Raw genomic sequence first — 24,424 nt, 5'->3', positions numbered from 1 at the left:
CTGTTTTCTTTTTTTGAATGCAAGAAGGCCAGCATGCTAAATGGCCAAGTGCAAAAAATTTGTCAAAAATTCGCAGTGCCTGAGTGGAATGTAGCTCGTATAGCAAGTAACTTGATTTTTTCCTACAGGCAGGGAGGTGAAATCATGTTTGGAAAAGTGCTGACTTACGATGTTTACCACCTGGCGCTGTACCTGGTTACGGCAATGGCCTGGGGGGCTGCAGGGCTGTGGTTGCTGCTGCGTGGCGCAGGCGTCGAGGCGTTGTACCGGTGCTGCGCGATGTTCGGCCTGGCGTTGACGATCAGCAGCGTCATGCTGGTGTTGGATATATTCCGTGTGCTTGAACACTGGCAGGTAGAACTGGGGCTTTTGCTGCTTGGTGTATTGTTGCCCTGTGTGATTGTTTTGACTTTCAGGGCAGGTTTGGCGGGGAAGTAAGATTAATCTTACTAAGTTGTAAGGAATAACTTACATGTAATGACGTGACAGCGCATTGAAAGTTCAAGGCGCTGTCACGTTTCAGCACATCAGAAGTGCACTTTCACCAGGAAGCTCATGGTGTTCTGGTCGGTGGTGAAGGCATCGCTGTCCTTGATGCCGTATTTGTTCTTCCAGTAGTCGTACTCGACACCCACGTACAGCTGCTTCTCGCCCAGGTGCAAGGCTTTGCCCAGGTCGTACTTGATCTGCGGGTTGAAGTGCAGGTTGGCCTGGTAGGTGCCGTGGCGGTTCTCGTCGTTGTCCACCACCCAGTCCATGAAGCCGTCGATCAGCACGTCGGAATCACCGACCGGAATGGTGTACGACCATACCGGGGTGATCTGCCACACGTTGTCGCCAGCGCGGCTGCCATCGGTGGTGCGGTTGTAGAAGTTCAGCTGGAAGTAATCGAAGCCCGGGATGTTCAGGTCGAAGCCAGGGCCGATCAGGTACGACTCGACATCACCCTCGCCAAACTCATAGGTCGCGGCCAGCAGCACGTCCTTGACCGGGCCGAATTCCAGCTTCTGGTCGAAGATCTTGCCGAACGACAAGCGTGGGCTGAATTCGCCGTAGTAGGTGTTGGGGCCGTTGTTGGCGTCCTTCTTGCCCTGGTAGAAGATCTTGTCGACAAAGAAGAAGTTGTCGCCGTACTTCCAGCCGTCGGCGTGCTCGAAGGTGAAGGTTTGCTGGATCTCTGGGTTGACCTTGAAGTTCTTGCCCCACAGGTAGGTCAGGCTGTTGTTCTGCCATTGCAGCAGGTCGCCGCCGAAGGTGGTGCCACAGGCCAGCAGGCCGCCGGCGAGGATCAGGCTGTTGATGGTACGCATTGCGAGTGTCGCTCCCTTGATTGATCTGTTGTCAGCGCTCGGTATTGGCGCTTTTTTTGTCTTTTGAGTCAGCTTTTTTCGATAGGCCACAGCTGTTTGGCAAGGGTTGAGCCAACTTTCCTGGGTTGGCAAAACCTTCCTGCTCGACTTCGTTCTGAACGGATGAAAAGGGTCTTTCAGGCTGGCAACACGTTGGCCAACCGCCCGAATTCATTGACTGAGCGGTCAGTAAACGCAGGCAGAATCCGTTCTGCCCTGATCGAGGGGGCGCGCAGATTACTGGCTTGCGCGCCGTGCCTCAAGTGCTCCGTCCTGGAGCGGGGTGAATCAAACCTGTGCGTTTGGTCAACTTGTTAGAAGTGTACCTTGATCAGGGCACTGGTGACGCTCTGGTTGCTGTCGAGCCTACCGTTGCTGTCGATGCCGTACTTGTCCTTCCAGTAGCTGTACTCGATACCCACGTACAGTTGCTTGGCGCCCAGGTTCAGGGCCTTGCCCAGGTCGTACTTGACCTGCGGGTTGAACTGCAGGTTGGAGTGGTAGGTGCCACGGCGGGTTTGGTCGTTGTCCACCACCCAGTCCATGTAACCGTCGATCAGAATGTCGGATTTGCCTACCGGGATGGTGTACGAAAAGGTCGGGGTAATCTGCCAGACGTTGTCACCGGGGCGGCTGCCTTCGGTATTGCGCAGGTAGAAGTTGAGGGTGAAGTAGTTGAAGCCGGGGATGTCCAGGTCGAAGCCGGGGCCGATCAGGTAGGCCTCGTTATCGCCCTCGCCACGCTCGTAGGTCATGGCCAGCAGCACGTCCTTGATCGGGCCGAAGGCGAGCTTCTGGTCGAAGATCTTGCCGAAAGACAGGCGCGGGCTGAACTCACCGTAGTAGGTGGTCACGCCTTTGCCCGGGTCGGGCTTGCCGTTGTAGAAAATCTTGTCGACGAACATGAAGGTGTCGCCGTACTTCCATTTGTTGGCGTGCTCGAAGGTTACCGTTTGCTGGATGCTGGGGTTGACCTTGAAGTCCTTGCCGTACAGGTAGCTCAGGCTTTCGCCATGCCACTGCAGCCATTCGCCAGCGTGGGCGGGGAGGGTGGCCAGCAGGCTGCTGCCCAGCAGGAGGGACGTGGTGATGCGTTTCATGTTGTGGTTCCCGGACTTATTGTTTTTGTTTGGTTTTTTCGGCGCGCAGGCGCCCCGGGCGGCCCATTCCGGCGGGCCGACGGTGTAGCGTTTACGGCTAAGTCGAGGCAGGGGCGGCAGTGCGCCGCCCCCTTTTGCTCCAGGCGGGTGGCCTCAATGCTGGTGACAGGCGTCGTTGTGCACCGCGCGGTCGGCACCACCCAGGATGTTGAACAGTACGTTCAACACCAGGGCACTGACCGTGGCCATGGCGATACCGCTGTGGGTGATGGGCTCCATCCACTGTGGCATCTGGGCAAAGAACTCCGGACGGACCACGGGGATCAACCCGAAGCCGACGCTCACTGCAACCAGCAGCTGGTTGCGGCGGTCGCCGATGTCCGCCTCCTGAAGAATCTTGATCCCGGTGGCGGTGACCATGCCGAACATGGCGATGGACGCGCCGCCCAGTACCGCAGGCGGGATCGAGGCAATCAGGAAGGCCGCCTTGGGCAGCAGGCTGAGCAGAATCAGCAGTGCACCGGCCACGATGGTGACATAGCGGCAGCGCACCCCGGTCATCTGCACCAGGCCGATGTTCTGGGCGAACGAGGAGTGGGTGAAAGTATTGAAGAAGCCGGCGACGAACGATGCACCGGCATCGCACAGCAGGCCGCGACGCAGCATTCCAGGGGTTACTTCGCGATCGGTCACCTTGCCCAGGGCCAGGAACATGCCGGTGGACTCGACGAAGATGATCACCACCACCAGGCACATGGACAGGATCGGCGCCAGGCTGAAGGTCGGCATACCGAAGTGCAGTGGGGTTACCACCTGCAACCACGGTGCGTCGTTCAGGCCCGACAGGTCGACCATGCCGATGGAGCCGGCCAGGATGTAGCCCAGGCCCATGCCCACCAGCACCGACACGTTGACCCAGAAGCCGCGCATGAAGCGGTTGATCAGCAGGATTACTGCCAGCACCAGGCCGGCCACCAGCAGGTAGATCGGCGAGCCGAAGGTGTCTGCTTCATGGCCGCCACCGGCCCAGTTGACTGCCACCGGGAACAGCGACAGGCCAATCGAGGTGATCACCGTACCGGTGACCAGTGGCGGGAAGAAGCGTACGACCTTGGACATGAACGGCGCGATCAGCATGCCGAAGAACCCGGCGGCGATGGTCGCGCCGAAGATCCCCTGCAGGCCCACGCCGGGCATGCCGGCCATGGCCACCATGCTGCCGACGGCAGCGAAACTGGCACCCATCATCACCGGCATGCGGATGCCCACCGGGCCGATACCGAACGACTGGATGATGGTGGCGACGCCAGCGACCAGCAGGTCGGCGTTGATCAGGAAAGCAACTTCTTCACGGGACAACCCAGCGGCCTGGCCGATGATCAACGGCACGGCGATCGCGCCACCGTACATCAGCAGAACGTGTTGCAGGCCAACCAGGATCAGTTGGAACAAGGGCAGAGGCTCTCGCGGCGGCGCAATGGGGATATACGCCTTGCGTGACTCGGACATGCAGCACCTCGAGTTTTGTTTTTATTCTCGGATCCAAGCGCCGGCCTCAAGCGGCAGGCTCCCGGTGAAGAGAGCCTGGGGTTCCCGCCTGACGCTGAACGCTCGATGCTTGCTTGTTGCATGAATCTTCAAGTTTGAGGCCGGGTTTACCGGCCTCTTCGCGGGTGAACCCGCTCCCACAGGGGAGCGGTGTTATCCCGACAATTGTGTTTCAGTTGACCGGGGCGCCTTTGGCGATCCAGTCGCCGACGAGCTTGCGCTCTTCGGTGGTCATCTGGGTGATGTTGCCCAGCGGCATGATCTGGCTGGCGACCGCTTGCGCTTGAATGCGCGCGGCCTGGGCCTGGATCTGCTGCGGGGTGTCGAACATCACACCGGCAGGGGCGGCGCTGAACAGTGGGCTGGTCGGTTTGGACGAGTGGCACACGGTGCAGCGTTCCTGGATGACATTGTGGATCTTGTCAAAAGCCTCACCGCCAGCCTGGGCCGTGGCCTGGGCAGGGGCCGGTGCGGCTGGCGCTTCGGCAGCCTTGGCGGCGTCCTCGGCGCGCTGCTCGGCAGCGGTCTTGCCACCTACAGCGGTAGCGGGCAGCGGCTGGTACTCGACTTTCGCTGCGGCCTGCTCAGGGCTTACGGCCATCGGTTTCGGGCCGGTGACGTAGGCCAGGCAGATCATCGCCAGGGCGCCGACCGGCAGGGTCCAGGCGTACTTGTTGCTGTCGTGGCGGGTGTTGAAGTAGTGGCGGATCAGAACCGCGGCTACTGCGATGCCAGCCAGGATCAGCCAGTTGTACTGGCTACCGTAGGTGCTCGGGAAATGGTTGCTGATCATGATGAACAGCACCGGCAGGGTGAAGTAGTTGTTGTGACGCGAGCGCAGCAGGCCCTTGGCCGGCAGTACCGGGTCGGGCGTCTGGTTGTTCTCGATCGCCGCCACCAGCTGGCGCTGGGCCGGCATGATGATGCGGAACACGTTACCGACCATGATGGTGCCGATGATCGCGCCGGTGTGCAGGTACGCACCACGGCCGCTGAACACCAGGCTGAAGCCCCAGCATGCGGCAATGATCAGCACGAACAGCACACCGCCGAGCAGCGCTGGCTTCTTGCCCAAAGGCGAGTCGCACAGGAAGTCGTAGATGAACCAGCCAGCGATCAGCGAGCCGATACCGATGGCCACGCCTTCGGCACCGCTCAGGGTGCTGCCAGGGGCCAGCAGGTACAAAGCCGGGTTCCAGTAGAACACCACGCACAGCAGGGCGATACCGGACATCCAGGTGAAGTAGGCTTCCCATTTGAACCAGTGCAGGTTCTCGGGCATTTTCGGTGGTGCGAGTTTGTATTTCTCCAGGTGGTAGATACCACCGCCGTGAATGGCCCAGAGATCACCCGACAACCCATCGCGCGGGTTGCTTCGGTTCAGGTGGTTCTCCAGCCAGACGAAGTAGAACGATGCACCGATCCAGGCGACACCGGTGATCATGTGAACCCAGCGAATGCTCAGGTTCAGCCATTCGTGAAGGTGTGCTTCCACAGTATGTACCTCTGCCGATCACCGCAAACGATGACCGACCTTTTCTTATTGGTGGGGATTGAGGATCAGCATCTGTTCCTCGGTGAAGTAATGCTCATCGCAGTTGTTGCCAGAACCACTGCGATCAACCACCAGGAAGTCATCCCGCTTTTCGATCGTCAGCACCGGGTGGTGCCAGACGCCGCGATGGTAATTAACGCCCTGCCTGCCGTTGCTACGGAAGGCGCGGACCAAGCCTGATACAGGTGCATCGCCAACGGGCGCGACCACGATCAGAAAGGGGTTGCCGAGCAGCGGGATGAAAGCCTGGCTGCCCAGCGGATGGCGTTCCAGCATGCGTACGGTCAGTGGCATGTCCTGCGCGTCGGCGCGGAAAATGCTGATGATCGCCTTGTCTTCAGGCTCGGCGGTTTCGACCGCGGCAAGCTTGTGAAAACGCATGGTCGAGCCGTTGTTGATCATGAAGTGGTCGCTGCCATCGGTTTCGATCACGTCTCCGAATTGGGCGAAGGCTTCTTTGGTCAGGGGCTCGATCACTAGGGTGCGCATGCGGGTCTCTCTTATATGTTCGTTGTACAGAAATAGGTTCGGCTGGTGCTTACAGCTGCAGCAGGCGGAACAGGGCGATCAGGTTGATCTGCGCCAGGGCTTCCTTGAATTCGGCATCGGTGTCGTTGTGGATGCGTTTTTCGAAGGAGGCGAGGATCTGGTGCCGGTTGCTGCCTTTAACCGCCATGATGAACGGGAACTTGAACTTGGCCTTGTAGGCGTCGTTCAGTTCGGTGAAACGGGCGAACTCTTCGGCGGTGCACTGGTGAATGCCGGCGCCGGCCTGTTCGTTGGTGCTCGATTCGGTCAGCTCGCCCTGGACGGCGGCCTTGCCTGCCAGGTCCGGGTGAGCGTTGATCAGCGCCAGCTGGTCGGCGTGGTTGGCGCTGAGCAGGATGTCGCTCATGCGCTGGTGCAGCGCCTCGATCTCGTCCAGTTCGCCCAGTTGGCCCAGGTCATAGGCTTTTTCGGCAACCCACGGCGAGTGCTCGTAGATGTCGGCGAAGGCCTTGACGAAGGCGTCACGGCCCAGGGCGGATGGCTTGAGGGTGTTGAAGGCGGTCATCAGGCGTTCTCTTTCTTGTACGGGTGGGTGGTGTGCCAGTGGCGGGCGATGTCCACGCGACGGGCGAACCAGACCTGGTCATGGCTTTTTGCGTAATCGACGAAGCGCTTCAGCGCGGCCAGGCGCGCCGGGCGGCCGACCAGGCGGCAGTGCAGGCCGATGGAGAGCATTTTCGGTGCTTCGGCACCTTCTGCGTACAGCACATCGAAGGCGTCTTTCAGGTACTGGAAGAACTGCTCGCCGCAGTTGAAGCCTTGTACCTGGGTGAAGCGCATGTCGTTGGTGTCGAGGGTGTACGGGATCACCAGGTGCGGCTTGCCGGTAGGGTTGTTCGGCTCCCAGTAGGGCAGGTCGTCGTCGTAGGTGTCGCTGTCATACAGAAAACCACCTTCTTCCATCACCAGGCGGCGGGTGTTCGGGCCGGTGCGGCCGGTGTACCAGCCCAGCGGGCGTTCGCCGGTGAGTTCGGTGAGGATGCGGATGGCTTCGAGCATGTGCTCGCGCTCCTGGGCCTCGTCCATGTTCTGGTAGTCGATCCAGCGGTAGCCGTGGCTGCAGATTTCGTGGCCGGCTTCGGCCATGGCGCGGATCACGTCGGGGTGGCGCTGGGCAGCCATGGCCACGGCGAAGATGGTCAGCGGTACGCCGCTGTCCTTGAACAACTTCAGCAGGCGCCACACGCCGGCACGGCTGCCGTACTCGTACAGCGACTCCATGCTCATGTTGCGTGCGCCCTGCAGCGGCTGGGCAGCGACCATCTCGGACAGGAAGGCTTCGGACTCCTTGTCACCGTGCAGGATGTTGCGTTCGCCACCTTCCTCGTAGTTGAGGACGAAAGACAGCGCGATGCGAGCGTTGCCCGGCCATTGCGGGTGAGGAGGGTTGTTGCCGTAACCGATCAGGTCGCGAGGGTAGTCAGCGCTCACTGCAGTCTTCCTTCTTGTGCGTTAGTGCGGGGGGTGGGCGGGCCGCGTCGGTATGTCGCACCACCGGATGGGCTGATTGTATACAACTTCTGAAATCTTTTGTAAGCCTGTTTTTCCGCATTTCTTCCCTTTTGTCGCCTCGCAGCGCCCTGGAAAAACAGTGCAAGAAACCTGCCTGATTGGTCAGCTTATGACATTGGGGTCTGCGCTGGCCCTGTATTTGCGACCGATGGGTCGTTTCTGGGCAAGAATCGCGAGGCGCGACAGAAGGGATCAAAAAATTGTGTACAATTTTGCGATGGAATGTCTTAATGGCGTCATTCCCGCACATCGCAGACCCTATGGGGTGGTGATGGCCGTGTATTTTTTGCCCACAGATTGAACAAGAGGCGACAAGCAATGGGACGTTTGACCACACACGTACTGGATGCCGCGCATGGCTGCCCGGGCAGCTCGATCAAGGTCGAGCTGTACCGTGTCGAAGGCCAGCAGCTGGAGCTGGTGAACACCGCCCTGACCAACAGTGATGGCCGCGTCGACGCGCCGCTGCTGCAGGGTGACGACTACCGCACTGGCGTCTACCAGTTGCAGTTCAGCGCTGGCGCCTACTACCGTGCCCGCGGCGTGCAGCTGCCGGAAACGGCCTTTTTGGATGTTGTCGTGCTGCGTTTCGGCATTGATGAAAAGCAGGAGCACTACCACGTGCCGCTGCTGATCTCGCCGTACAGCTATTCGACCTATCGCGGAAGCTAGTTGGTCGCTAGAAGAATCTTCGTAGGTCCTTTGGCCCGCTCTCACACTGGCGGGCTTTTTTTATTGTCGGACGTCGTTGACTGACAACTGGAAGATCGCTCCCGTTTTGTAGGGCTTGTGGTCCAGCACTCCTGAAATGAATGTGGCGGAACCATTGAACAAGGCCCCAGTCGCAGCGGCCGGATCTCCGGTCTGCGCCAGTTGCAGCGCCCAGCCGGCGGTGCTGTGCAGATGCAGGGTGGTGTTGCTGTCGTCTGACCAGGTTCCTTTTGTGTAGTAATCGGCTTGTTTTGCTGAAAGCGCGCCATCACCGTGGGATCCCAGATTCTCGTTAACCCGGTTCACCGCGTTGTTGAAAGGTTTGTCAGCCTTGTTTGCCTTTTTCCAGAGGTAGTGTCGGTGCTCGGGGAATCCCTCAGGCGGTATCGGTCCGCGAGTGAGTGCTCGCTTGCTGGTAGTGAAAACTTCACCGATGAAATCACGGCCTTGCACCGCCCCCCACGCAATCCCTGCTCCTGCCAGCAGCTTGGAACCGCGCCTGAACAGCAGATGACTTCTGCCGCTCGGGTCTATTCGATTGACCGGGTCTGCTTCGCAGTAGGCATAGCTGTTCAAGCCACCTCGGTCGAAAGGGCTCAGCTTGTCTGAGCTACAGAACCTCATCAGCACCGGGCTGTACATGCGATGGCCGTTACCCAGCGAATAGAGACCGGTACCGGTGAAGACTTGTTGATATTCGCCATTGAAACCCAGCAAGTTTTTGGCGGGCGTACTGTGACCAAAAGGTGTATAGGCGCGGGCGGATTTTGTCGAAACTCGCATTGGGGCAGCCTCAATCAGTATCTGGTAGCATTTATATCAAGCCCCTAAAGCACCTTTCACCTGACAGAAATATCAGTCTGCCGCTCCCTCAGGGAGAGCGTGCCGGGAAAGACAAAAGGGCGCCGAGGCGCCCTTTGTTGGTGCGGTTGAGGTCAGAGGAACACGAACTTGGCAATGAAGATCGCGCACAGCACCCACAGGCTGGCCGAAATTTCCTTGTACTTGCCGGTACCCGCCTTCAGCGCTACATAACTGATAAAGCCCAGGGCAATACCATCGGCAACCGAGAAGGTCAGCGGCATCATGATCACCGTGACGATCGCCGGAATGCTGTCGGTGGCTTCGTCCCAATGGATGTGCGCCATGCTGCCCATCATCAGCATCGCCACATAGATCAGCGCACCGGCAGTCGCATAGGCCGGAATCATCCCGGCCAGCGGGGCGAAGAACATCGCTGCGACGAACAGCAGGCCGACCACAACGGCAGTCAGGCCGGTACGGCCGCCGGCCGCAACACCGGCAGCACTTTCTACATAGCTGGTTACCGGCGGTACACCCACCACCGCACCAAACACGCTCGAAGCACTATCAGCCTTCAACGCCCGCGACAGGTTCTCGATTCGCCCGTCCGGCGCCACCAGGTTGGCCCGCTGGGCCACGCCCATCAGCGTGCCGGCAGTGTCGAACATGTGCACGAACAGGAACGCCAGCACCACGCTGATCATGCTGACGTTGAACACGCCGGCCACGTCCATGGCCATCCAGGTCGGTGCCAGGCTCGGCGGCATCGACATCACCCCGCCAAACTTGACCAGCCCCAGGCCCCAGCCGGCCAGGGTGACGCCGATGATGCTGATCAGGATGGCGCCAAACACCCGCTTGTAGCTGAGGATGGCAATCAGCAGGAAGCACACCGCCGCCAGCAGCGGCCCAGGCTCATGCAGCGAGCCCAGCTTGATCAGGGTGGCCGGGCTGTCGACGATGATGCCAGCCGTCTTCAGGCCGATCAGCCCGAGAAACAATCCGACGCCAGCCCCCATGGCATGGCGCAGGCTGACCGGGATGCTGTTGAGCAACCATTCGCGCACTTTCGACAAGGTCAGGAACATGAACAGCACGCCCGAGACGAATACTGCCCCCAGCGCCGTTTCCCAGTTGTAGCCCATGGTGCCGACCACGGTGTAGGTGAAGAAGGCGTTCAGCCCCATGCCCGGTGCCAGGCCCACCGGCCAGTTGGCGTACAGGCCCATCAGCAGGCAGCCCAGCGCGGCGGCGATGCAGGTGGCGACGAAGGCGGCACCATGGTCGATGCCGGCATCGGCCATGATGTTGGGGTTGACGAAGATGATGTAGGCCATGGTGATGAAGGTGGTCACCCCGGCAATCAGCTCGGTCTTGACGGTGCTGCCGTGTTGCTTGAGTTTGAAAATCCGCTCCAGCCAACTCGTTTCGAGCGGTGGGGCGAGATCCAGCGTAGGGGCTTCGGATTTGCGGCTTTCCACAGCAAGTACTCCTCAAGTCTTTCTTGTTGTTGTTGGAGCCATTTTCCTGAGCGATGCACTTGGCGGCTCCGTGAGGGAAGGCAGACGTCTGACCGTTTTGTTGACTCAAGGGTCAAGAAGTTGCTCGGTGGATTATGCTTTTGTGTACAAAGAATGCAAATAATGTTTTATGTTTTGTGTGCGCAATGTGTCGTACAACGGCTATATAGGTAAAACGCCCCCTGCGGAATCGCCTCAGCCTGTGTACAATGGCGCCATACTTTCTCTTCGTGCCTCGAGAGCCCATGAACGAACAGCTGCAACCTCTGAAGAAACCTGCACGTGTCGGCAAGGCCGGCCGCAGCGGTACCCAGGACGATATCGTCTACGCGCACATTTTCGAGGCGATCCTCGAGCAGCGTCTGGCCCCGGGCACCAAGTTGAGCGAGGAAGCGCTGGGCGAAATCTTCGGCGTCAGCCGCACCATCATCCGTCGCGCCTTGTCGCGCCTGGCCCATGAAAGCGTGGTGCTGCTGCGGCCGAACCGCGGTGCGGTGGTGGCTAGCCCAACGGTGGAAGAGGCGCGCCAGGTGTTCTTCTCGCGGCGCATGGTCGAGCGTGCCATTACCGAACTGGCCGTGCAGCACGCCACGCTGGACCAGCTCAACGAGCTGCGGCAGATGGTGCGTGAAGAGCGCGACAGCTTCTCCCGTGGTGATCGTGGTGCCGGCATTCGCCTGTCCGGCGAGTTCCACCTCAAGCTGGCCGAAGCGGCGGGCAATGCACCGCTGGTAAGCTTCCAGCGCAGCCTGGTGTCGCAGACCTCGCTGATCATTGCCCAGTACGAAAGCGGCACCCGCTCGCACTGCTCGTATGACGAGCACATGCAACTGATCGATGCCATCGAGGCACGCGATGCTGAACAGGCCGTGAGCCTGATGATGCACCACATGGACCACATCGACAGCAAGTTGAACCTGGACGAGGAAAGCGCCTCGGACGACCTGCATGCGGTGTTCTCGCATCTGCTGAAAAAGCCCAAGGTTTCGGCCAAGGGTTGATCGTTTGCCAATCTGACTCTAGGGCCGCTTCGCGCCCCTTTCGCGCCACAAGGCCGCTCCCACAGGAAACCGCATAACCCTGTAGGAGCGGCCTTGTGTCGCGAAAGGGGCGCGAAGCGGCCCCGGCCATTTCTGGCCATTAACCAAACGTCTGCTAAATTCTTGTGGGCAAACCTTCATCAAGCAGTTGGGCTTGCGCATCCATTGCGTTCAACGACTTGAGGAAGGATCCATGACTATGTCACTGGGTAAACGAATGGGGGCCGAGCTGATCGGCACCTTCTGGTTAGTGCTTGGCGGCTGTGGCAGTGCAGTGCTCGCAGCCAGCTCCCCTACTGGCATCGGTGTACTCGGTGTCGCCTTCGCCTTCGGCCTCACCGTGCTGACCATGGCCTTCGCCATCGGCCACATCTCCGGCTGCCACCTCAACCCCGCCGTGTCGTTCGGGCTGGTGGTGGGCGGGCGTTTCCCGGCCAAAGAGCTGCTGCCTTATGTGATCTCCCAGGTGATCGGTGCCATTCTGGCTGCCGGGGTGATCTACCTCATCGCCAGCGGCAAGGCCGGTTTCGAGCTGTCCTCGGGGTTGGCATCCAACGGCTACGCCGACCACTCGCCCGGCGGTTACACACTGGGTGCCGGCTTCATCAGTGAAGTGGTGATGACCGCCATGTTCCTGGTGGTGATCATGGGTGCGACCGATTCCCGCGCGCCGGCAGGTTTCGCGCCGATCGCCATCGGCCTGGCGCTGACCCTGATCCACCTGATCTCGATCCCGATCACCAATACCTCGGTCAACCCCGCGCGTAGCACGGGGCCGGCCTTGTTCGTTGGCGGCTGGGCCCTGCAACAGCTGTGGCTGTTCTGGGTGGCGCCGCTGATCGGCGCTGCAATCGGCGGCGCGCTGTACCGCGGCCTGGCGAAAGAGCCCTAGCGCTGGTGCACGCAGCGCCCAGCCGCGTAGGTTTCGCGCACAGTGCGGTCGTCGCCCAGGGTGGTGAGCACGAACAGGGTTTCTTCGATGCTGTTGGATTGCTGAATGCGGTAGTCCAGCAGCGGCGTGGCCTTGTAGTCCAGCACCACGAAGTCGGCATCGTTGCCCGGGCGCAGGCTGCCGATGCGGTCATCCAGGCGCAGCGCGCGGGCGCCGCCAAGGGTGGCCAGGTACAGTGACTTGTACGGGTGCAGGCGCGCGCCTTGCAGCTGCATCACCTTGTACGCTTCGTTCAGGGTGTTGAGCAGCGAGAAGCTGGTGCCGGCGCCGACGTCGGTGCCCAAGCCCACATTGACCTTGAAGCGCTCGGCCTGCGGCAGGTTGAACAGGCCGCTGCCAAGGAACAGGTTGGAGGTGGGGCAGAACGCTACGGCCGAACCGGTTTCGGCCAGGCGCTGGCACTCGTCGTCGCACAGGTGTACGCCGTGGGCGAATACCGAGCGTTCGCCCAGCAGCTCGAAGTGGTCGTAGACGTCCAGGTAACCCTTCTGCTCGGGGAACAGTGACTTGACCCAGTCGATTTCCTTGAGGTTCTCCGAGAGGTGCGTGTGCATGTACACGCCGGGGTGTTCCTTGAGCAACTGGCCGGCCAGGGTCAGCTGTTCAGGGGTACTGGTCGGGGCAAAGCGCGGGGTGACGGCATAGTGCAGGCGGCCCTTGCCGTGCCAGCGCTCGATCAGCGCCTTGCTTTCGGCATAGCCGGACTCGGCGGTGTCGGTCAGGTAGTCCGGGGCGTTGCGGTCCATCATCACCTTGCCGGCGATCAGGCGCAGGTCCAGGCGCTCGGCTTCTTCGAACAGGGCATTGACCGACTCGGGGTGCACGCTGCCGAACACCAGCGCAGTGGTGGTGCCGTTGCGCAACAGTTCCTTGAGGAAGATCTTCGCCACCTGGTCGGCGTGGTCTTTATCGGCGAACTGTTTTTCGCAAGGGAAGGTGTAGGTATTCAGCCAGTCCAGCAGTTGCTCGCCGTAGGAACCGATCATGCCGGTTTGCGGGAAGTGGATGTGGGTGTCGATGAAGCCTGGGGTAATCAGCGCGTCCTGGTAATGCTCGACCGGGATGCCGGCATTCAGCGTCGGCAGCAGTTCGCTGGCGTGGCCAATGGCGCTGATGCGGCCATCGTCGACCACCAGCAGGCCGTCCTCGAAGTACTCATGGGAAGCCTCCAGGCCAACCTCGGCCGGGTCGGCGATGCTGTGCAGGATGGCGGCACGGTAGGCTTTGCGGGTAACGGTCATAACACACTCGTCAAATGGCTTGGCTGCGCCGGGAAGGCGGCAGCAACTGGGCAATGGGGCCGGCATTGGCGGCAGCGTCGTGCTGGCCGAAGCAGGCGTTGTAGGTGGCGATGATTTCGGCGGCGATGGACACGGCGATCTCGATGGGCAGCTTGCCCTTGACCTCGGCCAGGCCCATCGGGCAGCGCATGCGCGCCATCACGGCTTCGTCGTAGCCGCGCTCGCGCAGGCGGTGCTCGAACTTGACCCGTTTGGTCTTCGAGCCGATCAGGCCGAACCAGGTGAAATCATTGCGCTTGAGAATGGCGGCGGTCAGTTCCAGGTCGAGCTGGTGGTTGTGGGTCATGACGATGCAGTAGCAGCCTGGCGGCAGGTCTGCGACTTCGTCGACCGGTTCCTCACTGACGACCTTGGTCACCCCGTTGGGGATGAGTTCGGGGAATTCCTGTTCACGCGAGTCGATCCAGCGCACCCGGCAGGGCAGCGCGGCGAGCAAGGGTACCAGAGCCCGGCCGACATGGCCCGCGCCGAACACGGCGATCTGGGCCTGCACGGCGGCCATGGGTTCGAACAGCAGCACGGTCACGCCGCCACAGCACTGGCCCAGGCTGGCACCCAGGCTGAAGCGCTCCAGGTGCGGGGTGGTGCGCTGCTCTTCGAGCATTTGCCGGGCGATGTGCAGGGCCTTGTATTCCAAGTGGCCGCCGCCGATGGTGTCGAACAGGCCGCTGGCGCTGACCACCATCTTCGAGCCGGCATTGCGCGGGGTCGAGCCGCGCTCCTCGATGATGGTCACCAGTACGCAGGCTTCGCCACGGGACTGGTGGTCGGCGAGGGCGTTGATCCATTGGTGCATGATGCAGTTCCTCTTCAGAGCAACGCGATCCGCTTTTTGTGGGAGCGGCCTTGTGTCGCGAAAGGGCTGCGCAGCAGACCCAAAAATCTTTATTGCGGCACAGAACCTGGGGCCGCTGCGCGACCCTTTCGCGACACAAGGCCGCTCCCACAGAAAAAGCGGTTCGGCGGTGTTACTGGGTGACGGTTTCCAGTTCAGGCTCGGCAGGCTGCGCGGCCGCCACCGCCTTGCGCATCTGCTCACACCCCCACAACACCCGCTCCGGCGTTGCCGGCGCGTCCACCTGCGGTTGCACGCGGTAGTCGGCTAGGCTGGCCACGGCGTCCTTGATCGCGCACCAGGCAGCAATACCGAGCATGAATGGCGGCTCGCCCACTGCCTTGGAGTGGAACACGGTGTCCTCCGGGTTCTTGCGGTTTTCCACCAGTTTTACGCGCAAATCCAGCGGCATGTCGGCCACCGCCGGGATCTTGTAGCTGGCCGGGCCGTTGGTCATCAGCTTGCCCTTGGCATTCCACACCAGCTCTTCGGTGGTCAGCCAACCCATGCCCTGGATGAAGCCACCTTCCACCTGGCCGATGTCGATGGCCGGGTTAAGCGAATCGCCCACGTCGTGCAGGATGTCGGCGCGCAGCATCTTGTACTCGCCGGTCAGGGTGTCGACGACCACTTCCACGCAGGCGGCGCCAAAGGCGAAGTAGTAGAACGGCCGGCCGCGCGCCTGGCTGCGGTCGTAGAAGATCTTCGGTGTGCGGTAGAAACCGGTGCTGGACAACGACACCTGGGCGAAGTAGGCCTGCTGCACCAGTTGCTCGAAGCTGACGATCTGGTCGCGCACGCGCACATGGCCGTTGCGGAATTCGACGTCTTCCTCGGTTACCTGGTAATGCCGAGCGGCGAACTCGGTCAGGCGCTTCTTGAGGATTTCGGCGGCGTTCTGCGCCGCCTTGCCGTTCAGGTCGGCACCGCTGGAGGCAGCAGTAGGCGAGGTGTTGGGCACCTTGTCGGTGTTGGTGGCGGTAATCTGGATGCGGCTGAAGTCAACCTGGAAGATCTGCGCCACCACCTGTGCCACTTTGGTGTTCAGGCCCTGGCCCATCTCGGTGCCGCCGTGGTTCAGGTGGATGCTGCCGTCGGTGTAGATGTGGATCAGCGCACCGGCCTGGTTGAGGAAGGTAGCGGTGAACGAGATGCCGAACTTGACCGGGGTCAGCGCCAGGCCCTTCTTCAGCACCGGGCTGTTGGCATTGAAGCGGCGGATCGACTCGCGGCGCTCGGCATAGTCGCTGCTGGCTTCCAGTTCGGCGGTCATTTCTTCGAGCATGTTGTGCTCGACGGTCTGGTAGTAGTGGGTGACGTTACGTTCGGTCTTGCCGTAGTAGTTGGCCTTGCGCACCGCCAGTGGGTCACGGCCCAGGTGGCGGGCGATATGGTCCATCACCTGCTCGATGGCAACCATGCCCTGCGGGCCGCCAAAGCCGCGGTAGGCAGTGTTGGAGGCAGTGTTGGTCTTGCAGCGGTGGCCGTGCACGGTGGCGTCGCCCAGGTAGTAGGCGTTGTCGGAGTGGAACATGGCGCGGTCGACGATCGAGCCGGACAGGTCGGGCGAGTAGCCGCAGTTGCCGGCCAGGTCGAAGTTGATGCCGTGCAGGCGGCCGTTGTCGTCGAAGCCCACGTCGTACTCGACGTAGAACGGGTGGCGCTTGCCGGTCATGGTCATGTCTTCGACCCGTGGCAGGCGCATCTTGGTTGGCTGGCCGGTCAGGCGTGCAACCACGGCGCACAGGCAGGCCGGGCTGGCGGCCTGGGTTTCCTTGCCGCCAAAACCGCCACCCATGCGGCGCATGTCCAGCACCACCTTGTTCATCGGCACGTCGAGCACTTCGGCGACCAGCTTCTGCACCTCGGTGGGGTTCTGCGTGGAGCAGTAGACGATCATGCCGCCGTCTTCGGTAGGCATCACCGAAGAAATCTGCGTTTCCAGGTAGAAGTGCTCCTGGCCGCCGATGTGCAGGGTGCCCTGGATGCGGTGCGGGGCACTGGCCAGGGCGGCAGCGGAGTCGCCGCGCTGGTGGGTATGGCTGTCGAGCACGAAGTGCTTCTTGCGCAGCGCCTCGACCACGTCCAGTACCGGCTCTAGGTCTTCGTATTCGACGATGGCGGCCATGGCTGCGCGGCGTGCGGTTTCAAGGTCGCGGGCGGCCACGGCGAGCACCGGCTGGCCGAAGAACTCGACCTTGTCGATGGCCAGCAGCGGGTCGCCGGCCACCACCGGGCCGATGTCTTTCAGGCCGGGGATGTCTTCGTGGGTGATGGCGATGCGCACCCCCTCGAAGGCATAGCACGGCGTGGTGTCGATGCGCAGGATGCGCGCATGGGCACGGTCGGCGGTGCGCGCATAGACGTGCAGCTGGTTGGGGAACTCCAGGCGGTCGTCGATGTACAGCGCCTCACCGGACACATGCTTGTCGGCGCTGTCATGCTTGACGCTGCGGCCGACCCCGGTGGTCAGGTCCTGGCTGAACAGTTCGGCCATCTCGGCCTGGCTCTTGGCTACGTGATGGTTAGACATAAGCGGTCACCCGGGTTTCGATGTACGGCGTTTGCTGTTCGATGAAGTACTTGCGCAGCAGGTTTTGCGCGGTCAGCAGGCGGTATTCCTTGCTGGCGCGGAAGTCGCTGAGCGGGGTGAAGTCCTCGGCCAAGGCCTGGCAGGCGCGTTCGATGGCAGCCTGGTTCCACGGCTTGCCGCGCAGCGCCGCTTCGCAGGCACGGGCGCGTTTGGGGATCGCTGCCATGCCGCCAAAGGCGATGCGCACACCGCTGACCACGCCGTCTTCGATGCTCAGGTTGAAGGCGCCGCAAACGGCGGAGATGTCATCGTCCAGGCGCTTGGACACTTTGTAGGCGCGGAACGCCCAGTCGTGGGTGGCGCGCGGCACAATGATCTTCTCGATGAATTCGCTGTCCTGGCGGGCAGTGATGCGGTAGTCGATGAAGTAGTCTTCCAGTGGCATCACGCGCTGGCGCTCGCCTTGGCGCAGCACGACCTGTGCATCCAGGGCAATCAGCAAGGGTGGCGAGTCGCCGATCGGCGAAGCGTTGCCGATGTTGCCGCCCAAGGTGCCCTGGTTGCGGATTTGCAGCGAGGCGAAGCGGTGCAGCAGGGCGCCGAAGTCGGGGTATTCCTCGTTGAGCGCACCGTAGCAATCGGTGAGTGGGGTGGCGGCGCCGATTTCCAGGTGGCTGGCGGTTTTTTCGATGCGCTTGAGTTCGGCTACGTGGCCGACGTAGATCATCACCGGCAAGGTCTTGTGGAACTGGGTGACTTCCAGCGCCAGGTCGGTACCGCCGGCCAGCAGCCGCGCTTCGGGGTGCGAGCTGTACAGGTCGGCAAGGTCGGCCACGGTCAGCGGCACCAGGCAGCGCTTGTCGCCGCTGTTCAGCTCGCCGGTCTGGGTTGGCGCAATGGCCTTGAGGCGGCTGATGGTTTGCGCCTGCTGGGCGTCGAACTGGTCACGGCAGGGCTGGCGGCAGCTCTGCTCGGCGGCGTCGAGGATCGGCCGGTACCCGGTGCAGCGGCACAGGTTGCCAGCCAGGGCTTCCTGAGCCTGGTGCAGGTCGGGGCCGCTGCTGTTTTTTTGCAGGGCAAACAGCGACATGACGAAGCCGGGGGTGCAGAAGCCGCATTGCGAACCATGGCAATCGGCCATGGCCTGTTGCACGCTGTGCAATTGGCCCTGGTGCTTCAGGCCCTCGACACTGATCAGTTGCTTGCCGTGCAGCGACGAAACGAACGTCAGGCACGAGTTCAGGCTGCGGTAACGCAGGCTGTCGTTGCCCTGGTCGTCCTGGGTCAGCTCGCCGACCACCACGGTGCAGGCGCCGCAGTCACCGCTGGCGCAGCCCTCTTTGGTGCCGGGTTTGCCCAGGTGCTCGCGCAGGTATTGCAGCACCGTCATGTTTGGGTCCAGGGCATGCTCACTATGCAGCTCCTGATTGACGAGAAACTGGATCACGGGGATGGCCTCGCAATGGTTTTATTGTTGTTGGGCGGACTCTAAGCAAGAGCTGTCCAGCTGGTCAATATTTTTCTGACTCAAAGGTCAGGAAATTGCTCATATCCATACCCGGCGGAACAAACTGCCCATATCTCAAGCATAGATCGCGCCGGGCGCGAGGCTGCCCGGCCGACCAAATAAACCGCCTGGCCCCTCTGCGCGATTACCGGCCAAGTACGCTACAATCCGCCCCCTGTGCCCAGTTCAATGATTTTGAAGGAAAACCATGACGTTCAAGGCCCCGGACAGCCTCTCCGAGCAGATTGCCGATTACCTGGCCGAACGCATCATCCGCGGCGAGCTGGCGCCAGGCGAGCGTATCCAGGAGCAGAAGGTCACCCAGGCACTCAACGTCAGCCGCGGCTCAGTGCGCGAAGCGCTGCTGATTCTCGAACGCCGCCACCTGGTGGCGATCTTGCCGCGCCGGGGTGCCCACGTAACCGAACTGGACGAGCGCAGCGTGCGCAGCCTGTGCGCGCTGATGGGTGAGTTCTACATCCTGCTGGGCAACGCGGTTGCGCAAAAATGGCGCACCGAAGCCGACCTGCGCCCGTTCCTGGAGATCCAGCAGCGCTTGCAGCGGGCTCACGACCAGATGGATATCAAGGCCTTCGTCGCTGACAGCTTCGCGGTCATGCGGGCGGCCTATCCATTCGCCGACAACCCGTTCCTGCAGGAAACCGTGGATAACCTGCAACCGGCCATGAGCCGAGCCTACTACCTGTCGCTGGACCAGCGCCAGGCCAACATGATCGACTACCTCGACCTGTTCGCCCGCTTGCTCGAAGCCGTGGTCGCCCGCGACCTGCCGCGCATTCGCGAGGTGCTTACTGCCTACGGCCAGCGCAGCTGTGAACTGGTGCTGGCGGCGCTGGCCCGAGGCTGACCGATGCGCCTGAAGTGCATTCGCCTGGCCGGGTTCAAGTCGTTCGTCGACCCGACCACGGTCAACTTCCCCAGCAACATGGCAGCGGTGGTCGGCCCTAACGGCTGCGGCAAGTCCAATATCATCGACGCCGTGCGCTGGGTGATGGGCGAGAGTTCGGCGAAGAACCTGCGCGGCGAGTCGATGACCGACGTCATCTTCAACGGCTCCAGTGGCCGCAAGCCGGTCAGCCAGGCCAGCATCGAGCTGGTGTTCGACAACAGCGAAACCACCCTGGTTGGCGAATACGCCGCGTACGCCGAAATTTCGATCCGCCGCAAGGTCACCCGCGACGGGCAGAACAGCTATTACCTCAACGGCACCAAGTGCCGCCGGCGCGACATTACCGACATCTTCCTCGGTACTGGCCTGGGGCCACGCAGCTACTCGATCATCGAGCAGGGCATGATCTCCAAGCTGATCGAAGCCAAGCCCGAAGAGCTGCGCAACTTCATCGAGGAAGCTGCCGGTATCTCCAAGTACAAGGAGCGCCGCCGCGAAACCGAGAACCGCATCCGCCGCACCCAGGAAAACCTGGCACGCCTGACCGACCTGCGCGAAGAGCTGGAGCGCCAGCTGGAGCGCCTGCATCGCCAGGCCCAGGCGGCCGAGAAGTACCGTGAGTACAAGGCCCAGGAACGCCAGATGAAAGCGCGCCTGTCGGCCTTGCGCTGGCGCGACCTCGACGAGCGGGTACGCCAGCGCGAATCGGTGATCGGTGACCAGGACGTGTCCCATGAAGCGCTGGTGGCCGAACAGCGCAATGCCGATGCCAGCATCGAACGCCTGCGCGACGGCCATCATGAATTGTCCGAGCGCTTCAACCAGGTGCAGGGCCGCTTTTACTCGGTAGCCGGTGACATCGCCCGGGTCGAGCAGAGTATCCAGCACGGCCAGCAGCGCCTGCGCCAGTTGCAGGACGACTTCAAGGAAGCCGAGCGCACGCGCCTGGAAACCGAATCGCACCTGGGCCATGACCGCACCTTGCTGGCCACCCTGGGCGAAGAGCTGGCCATGCTCGAGCCCGAGCAGGAAATGACCTTGGCAGCCGCCGAAGAAGCGGCTGCCGCCCTGGAAGAGGCCGAGCTGGGCATGCACGGCTGGCAGGAGCAGTGGGACAGCTTCAACAGCCGTTCCGCCGAGCCGCGGCGCCAGGCCGAAGTGCAGCAGGCGCGCCTGCAGCAGCTGGAAGCCAGCCTGGAGCGCCAGGCCGAGCGCCAACGCAAGCTTGGCGAGGAGCGCGAGCAACTGGGCAGCGATCCGCAGGATGCCGCCATGCTCGAACTGGCCGAGCAACTGGCCAGCAGCGAAATGCTGCTGGAGGAATTGCAGCTATCCGAGGAGCAGGTGGTTGAGCGCCTTGAGGGCGCGCGCGAGCAGTTGCAACAGGCCACCCAGGCCCAGCAGCAGGCGCAGGGTGACTTGCAGCGCCTGGGCGGTCGCCTGGCATCGCTTGAAGCCTTGCAGCAGGCCGCCCTGGAGCCGGGCGCAGGTGCTGCGCACTGGCTGCAATGCCAAGGCCTGGAGCAACAGCCGCGCCTGGCTGAAGGGTTGCGGGTGGAGCCGGGTTGGGAGCTGGCCGTGGAAACGGTGCTTGGCGCCGACCTGCAGGCCGTGCTGGTGGACGATTTCAGCCGCCTCGATTTTGCCGGCCTGGAACAGGGCGAGCTGCGCCTGCTGCTGGCCAGCGGCGCCGGCGCTTCTTTACCCGGCAGCCTGCTGGAGAAGGTTGAAGGGCGTATCGACCTGGCGCCCTGGCTAGGCCAGGTCAAACCCGTGCAAGACCTGGCTCAGGCGCTGCAACAGCGCGCCGCGCTCGGCGAAGGCCAGAGCCTGGTCAGCCGCGATGGCTACTGGGTTGGCCGGCACTTCCTGCGCGTGCGCCGTGGCGGCGAGGCCGAGGGCGGCGTGCTGGCGCGCGGCCAGGAAATCGACCGCCTGGGCCAGGAACAACTGGAGCAGGAAGCGGCGCTGGAGCAGCTGGAGCAGCAACTGCAGGCCCTGCGTGAGCAGCAACTGGGCCTGGAAGAGCAGCGCGAACAGCTGCGCCGCCGTACCCAGGAAGAAAACCGCCTGCACGGCGAGCTGAAGGCCAGCCTGTCAGCCAGCCGCGCCCGGGCCGAGCAGGTCGAACTGCGGCGCCGGCGCCTGCAGGAGGAACTGACCGAGCTGGAAGAACAGCGCGCCCTGGAGCACGAGCAACTGGGCGAAGCACGCCTGCTGCTGCAAGAAGCCCTGGAGCTGATGGCCCAGGACACCGAGCAGCGCGAGCAGCTGATGGCCCGCCGTGACAACCTGCGCGAAAGCCTCGACCGGGTGCGCCAGGAGGCCCGCCAGCACAAGGATCACGCCCACCAGCTGGCCGTGCGCCTTGGCTCGCTGCGTGCCCAGCACGACTCCACCCGCCAGGCCCTGGAGCGCCTGGAGCAGCAGGCCGCGCGCCTGACCGAGCGCCAGGAGCAGCTGAGCCTGAACCTGGAGGAGGGTGAAGCCCCGCAGGAAGAGCTGCGCCTGAAGCTTGAAGAGCTGTTGGAGCGGCGCATGAGCGTTGATGAGGAAATGCGCAAGGCCCGCCTGCACATGGACGAAGCCGACCGCGAACTGCGCGACGCCGAAAAGCGCCGTACCCAGGCCGAGCAGCAAGCCCTGCTGCTACGCGGCCAGCTGGAGCAGCTGCGCTTGGAGTGCCAGGGCCTGGATGTGCGGCGCAAGACCCTGCAGGAGCAGTTGCTGGCCGATGGCTACGACCTGCAAGGCGTGCTTGCCACCCTGGAGACCGAGGCTAGCGAGCAGGGTACCGAACAGGAACTGGAGCAGCTTGAGGCGCGTATCCAGCGCCTGGGGGCGATCAACCTGGCGGCCATCGAAGAGTACGAGCAGCAGTCCGAGCGCAAGCGCTACCTGGACGCGCAGGACGCCGACCTGGTCGAAGCATTGGAGACTCTGGAAAACGTCATCCGCAAGATCGACAAGGAAACCCGTAACCGCTTCAAGGATACCTTTGATCAGATAAATGCCGGATTACAGGCACTTTTCCCAAAAGTTTTCGGTGGCGGCAGCGCTTATCTGGAACTGACGGGCGAAGATCTACTCGATACAGGGGTGACGATCATGGCGCGACCACCGGGCAAGAAGAACAGCACCATCCATTTGCTGTCCGGCGGCGAGAAGGCACTGACCGCTTTGGCGCTGGTGTTTGCCATCTTCAAGTTGAACCCCGCACCGTTCTGCATGCTCGACGAAGTCGACGCGCCGCTGGACGATGCCAACGTCGGGCGTTACGCCCGTCTGGTCAAGGAAATGAGTGAAAGCGTGCAGTTCATTTACATCACCCATAACAAGATTGCCATGGAGATGGCGGATCAATTGATGGGGGTGACCATGCATGAACCAGGTTGTTCACGTCTTGTTGCAGTTGATGTGGAGGCGGCCATGGCCATGGTCGACGCTTGATGCGCGACGATAGGGGCACATTCTGTAGCGAAATGCCCCCGCCATGTGCGACAGACGGTGTAAAGTTGTCTTTGGTCGTGCTAGCTTAATGTCACTCGTTTTTTGCGTGGGTAAAACGCCTGTCAGAACATAGAGTTGGCGCCACGTGTTAAAGGGCTTTGAACCCTTTGTTTTCAAGCATATTTTTATAGAGGCACGGGATTACATGGAAATCGGTCTGCGCGAGTGGCTGATCGTCATCGGCATCATTGTCATTGCCGGGATTCTTTTCGACGGCTGGCGCCGCATGCGCGGCGGGAAAGGCAAGTTGAAATTCCGTCTGGATCGCAGTTATTCCAACCTGCCGGACGAAGAGGGCGGCAGTGCCGAAGTGCTCGGCCCGTCACGGGTGCTGGATGCCCACAAAGAGCCCGAGCTGGACGAAAGCGACCTGCCGTCGCTGAGCGCGTCTGCGCGTGATCGCGAGCGTGAGCCCAAGCCGGCCAAGGCCAGCAAGCGCGGCAAGCGCACCGCTGCTGCGCAAGCGCAGCAGGGCGACCTGAACCTGAGCGCCGAGCCGCGTGAGCCCGACCTGTTTGCCGACAGCGACGACGACTTTGCCGCCGACAACACCCGCAGCAATGCTGCGCCGGCTGCCAGCAGCAGCGTCAAGGAGCTGCCACCGGCCGAAGAAGTGCTGGTGATCAGCGTGATCTCCCGCGACGAGGGCGGCTTCAAGGGCCCGGCGTTGCTGCAGAACATTCTGGAAAGCGGCCTGCGCTTTGGCGAAATGGATATCTTCCACCGCCACGAGAGCATGGCCGGCCACGGCGAAGTGCTGTTCTCCATGGCCAACGCAGTCAAGCCTGGCGTGTTCGACCTGGATGATATCGACCACTTCAGCACCCGTGCGGTGAGCTTCTTCCTCGGCCTGCCGGGCCCGCGTCATCCGAAGCAGGCCTTCGACGTGATGGTGGCTGCGGCGCGCAAGCTGGCCCACGAACTGAACGGTGAGCTCAAGGACGACCAGCGCAGCGTGCTGACCGCCCAGACCATCGAGCACTACCGCCAGCGCATCGTCGAGTTCGAGCGCCGTGCGCTGACCCAGAAGCGCTGACAGATCCAGACGAAAGAGCAGCCTGAGGGCGTGCTGGTCGGTTCGGGTGTTGTTGTTACCTGTTCCGGCCCTATCGCCGGCAAGCCAGCTCCCACAGACATACCATTGTCCTCCGGGCCTGTGGTGTACCTGTGGGAGCTGGCTTGCCGGCG

21 protein-coding genes are annotated in these 24,424 nt (G+C 62.1%); 8 read left to right on the top strand and 13 right to left on the bottom strand.

Features of this window, described 5'->3' with window-relative positions; translation table 11 throughout:
* The first annotated feature begins 33 nt into the window (after positions 1 to 33).
* Positions 34 to 438 carry a hypothetical protein gene (locus ABE456_RS19375; protein WP_346645355.1) on the top strand — a complete coding sequence of 135 codons (405 nt, stop codon included), beginning with the start codon at positions 34 to 36 and terminating at the stop codon, positions 436 to 438.
* An 89-nt stretch (positions 439 to 527) separates the two neighbouring features.
* On the opposite strand, the gene ABE456_RS19370 is transcribed toward ABE456_RS19375, so the two are convergent.
* From ABE456_RS19370 to puuE, 7 genes are all read right to left on the bottom strand, one after another.
* Complete coding sequence (locus tag ABE456_RS19370; protein WP_346645354.1) at positions 528 to 1,310, bottom strand: outer membrane protein OmpK; 783 nt, start codon at positions 1,308 to 1,310, stop codon at positions 528 to 530.
* A 353-nt stretch (positions 1,311 to 1,663) separates the two neighbouring features.
* Positions 1,664 to 2,449 carry an outer membrane protein OmpK gene (locus ABE456_RS19365; protein ID WP_346645353.1) on the bottom strand — a complete coding sequence of 262 codons (786 nt, stop codon included), beginning with the start codon at positions 2,447 to 2,449 and terminating at the stop codon, positions 1,664 to 1,666.
* Positions 2,450 to 2,602: 153 nt separating this feature from the next.
* A complete protein-coding gene (locus ABE456_RS19360; RefSeq protein ID WP_346645352.1) occupies positions 2,603 to 3,958 on the bottom strand; it encodes a nucleobase:cation symporter-2 family protein in 1,356 nt (451 codons plus the stop codon).
* A gap of 211 nt (positions 3,959 to 4,169) precedes the next feature.
* Positions 4,170 to 5,492 (bottom strand): urate hydroxylase PuuD, encoded by a 1,323-nt coding sequence (locus tag ABE456_RS19355; protein ID WP_346645351.1) that lies wholly within the window; start codon positions 5,490 to 5,492, stop codon positions 4,170 to 4,172.
* Positions 5,493 to 5,537: 45 nt separating this feature from the next.
* Positions 5,538 to 6,041 carry an ureidoglycolate lyase gene (locus ABE456_RS19350; protein WP_346645350.1) on the bottom strand — a complete coding sequence of 168 codons (504 nt, stop codon included), beginning with the start codon at positions 6,039 to 6,041 and terminating at the stop codon, positions 5,538 to 5,540.
* Between the two features lie 49 nt (positions 6,042 to 6,090).
* Entirely contained in the window at positions 6,091 to 6,606 is a 516-nt protein-coding gene (gene uraD, locus ABE456_RS19345) for a 2-oxo-4-hydroxy-4-carboxy-5-ureidoimidazoline decarboxylase (RefSeq protein WP_056801460.1), read from the bottom strand.
* On the bottom strand, positions 6,606 to 7,532 hold the full coding sequence (gene puuE / locus ABE456_RS19340; RefSeq protein WP_105946145.1) for an allantoinase PuuE: 927 nt from the start codon (positions 7,530 to 7,532) through the stop codon (positions 6,606 to 6,608). Before puuE ends, uraD begins: the two co-directional genes overlap by 1 nt.
* Positions 7,533 to 7,608: 76 nt before the next feature.
* Here puuE and ABE456_RS19335 point away from each other — a divergent pair, with 76 nt between their 5' ends.
* Together ABE456_RS19335 and uraH are read left to right on the top strand one after the other, a co-directional pair.
* On the top strand, positions 7,609 to 7,914 hold the full coding sequence (locus ABE456_RS19335) for a hypothetical protein (RefSeq protein WP_346645349.1): 306 nt from the start codon (positions 7,609 to 7,611) through the stop codon (positions 7,912 to 7,914).
* Between the two features lie 17 nt (positions 7,915 to 7,931).
* Complete coding sequence (gene uraH / locus ABE456_RS19330) at positions 7,932 to 8,285, top strand: hydroxyisourate hydrolase (RefSeq protein WP_016393758.1); 354 nt, start codon at positions 7,932 to 7,934, stop codon at positions 8,283 to 8,285.
* A gap of 60 nt (positions 8,286 to 8,345) precedes the next feature.
* On the opposite strand, the gene ABE456_RS19325 is transcribed toward uraH, so the two are convergent.
* Together ABE456_RS19325 and ABE456_RS19320 are read right to left on the bottom strand one after the other, a co-directional pair.
* Complete coding sequence (locus ABE456_RS19325; RefSeq protein WP_346645348.1) at positions 8,346 to 9,107, bottom strand: RHS repeat-associated core domain-containing protein; 762 nt, start codon at positions 9,105 to 9,107, stop codon at positions 8,346 to 8,348.
* A 152-nt stretch (positions 9,108 to 9,259) separates the two neighbouring features.
* A complete protein-coding gene (locus tag ABE456_RS19320; protein WP_220460588.1) occupies positions 9,260 to 10,579 on the bottom strand; it encodes an NCS2 family permease in 1,320 nt (439 codons plus the stop codon).
* Between the two features lie 314 nt (positions 10,580 to 10,893).
* Here ABE456_RS19320 and ABE456_RS19315 point away from each other — a divergent pair, with 314 nt between their 5' ends.
* Together ABE456_RS19315 and aqpZ are read left to right on the top strand one after the other, a co-directional pair.
* Positions 10,894 to 11,649 carry a GntR family transcriptional regulator gene (locus tag ABE456_RS19315; RefSeq protein ID WP_110746434.1) on the top strand — a complete coding sequence of 252 codons (756 nt, stop codon included), beginning with the start codon at positions 10,894 to 10,896 and terminating at the stop codon, positions 11,647 to 11,649.
* Between the two features lie 232 nt (positions 11,650 to 11,881).
* On the top strand, positions 11,882 to 12,580 hold the full coding sequence (aqpZ, locus tag ABE456_RS19310; protein ID WP_346645347.1) for an aquaporin Z: 699 nt from the start codon (positions 11,882 to 11,884) through the stop codon (positions 12,578 to 12,580).
* Here the strand turns inward: aqpZ and guaD are convergent.
* The 4 genes from guaD to xdhA form a co-directional block, all read right to left on the bottom strand.
* Positions 12,577 to 13,881 (bottom strand): guanine deaminase, encoded by a 1,305-nt coding sequence (gene guaD / locus ABE456_RS19305; protein ID WP_346645346.1) that lies wholly within the window; start codon positions 13,879 to 13,881, stop codon positions 12,577 to 12,579. The genes aqpZ and guaD overlap by 4 nt on opposite strands.
* A 10-nt stretch (positions 13,882 to 13,891) precedes the next feature.
* Positions 13,892 to 14,737, bottom strand: coding sequence for a xanthine dehydrogenase accessory protein XdhC (gene xdhC / locus ABE456_RS19300; protein WP_346645345.1), 846 nt, complete (start codon positions 14,735 to 14,737; stop codon positions 13,892 to 13,894).
* A 172-nt stretch (positions 14,738 to 14,909) separates the two neighbouring features.
* Positions 14,910 to 17,309: a xanthine dehydrogenase molybdopterin binding subunit gene (gene xdhB / locus ABE456_RS19295; RefSeq protein ID WP_346645344.1), complete on the bottom strand. Its 2,400-nt coding sequence runs from the start codon at positions 17,307 to 17,309 to the stop codon at positions 14,910 to 14,912.
* A complete protein-coding gene (gene xdhA / locus ABE456_RS19290) occupies positions 17,302 to 18,756 on the bottom strand; it encodes a xanthine dehydrogenase small subunit (protein ID WP_346645343.1) in 1,455 nt (484 codons plus the stop codon). The genes xdhB and xdhA overlap by 8 nt, the downstream gene beginning before the upstream one ends.
* 268 nt (positions 18,757 to 19,024) lie before the next feature.
* On the opposite strand from xdhA, the gene ABE456_RS19285 reads away from it, so the two are divergent.
* The 3 genes from ABE456_RS19285 (at position 19,025) to zipA (ending at position 24,272) form a co-directional block, all read left to right on the top strand.
* Complete coding sequence (locus ABE456_RS19285) at positions 19,025 to 19,684, top strand: GntR family transcriptional regulator (RefSeq protein ID WP_346645342.1); 660 nt, start codon at positions 19,025 to 19,027, stop codon at positions 19,682 to 19,684.
* Between the two features lie 3 nt (positions 19,685 to 19,687).
* Positions 19,688 to 23,176 (top strand): chromosome segregation protein SMC, encoded by a 3,489-nt coding sequence (gene smc / locus ABE456_RS19280; RefSeq protein ID WP_346645341.1) that lies wholly within the window; start codon positions 19,688 to 19,690, stop codon positions 23,174 to 23,176.
* Positions 23,177 to 23,381: 205 nt separating this feature from the next.
* On the top strand, positions 23,382 to 24,272 hold the full coding sequence (gene zipA, locus ABE456_RS19275) for a cell division protein ZipA (protein WP_346645340.1): 891 nt from the start codon (positions 23,382 to 23,384) through the stop codon (positions 24,270 to 24,272).
* Positions 24,273 to 24,424 lie beyond the last annotated feature (152 nt).

This window comes from Pseudomonas sp. TWI929 (assembly GCF_039673335.1).
In the GTDB taxonomy this organism is placed as follows: domain Bacteria; phylum Pseudomonadota; class Gammaproteobacteria; order Pseudomonadales; family Pseudomonadaceae; genus Aquipseudomonas.
Note: the sequence above shows the minus strand (reverse complement) of the source record. Positions and strands in the feature narration are given on the sequence as shown.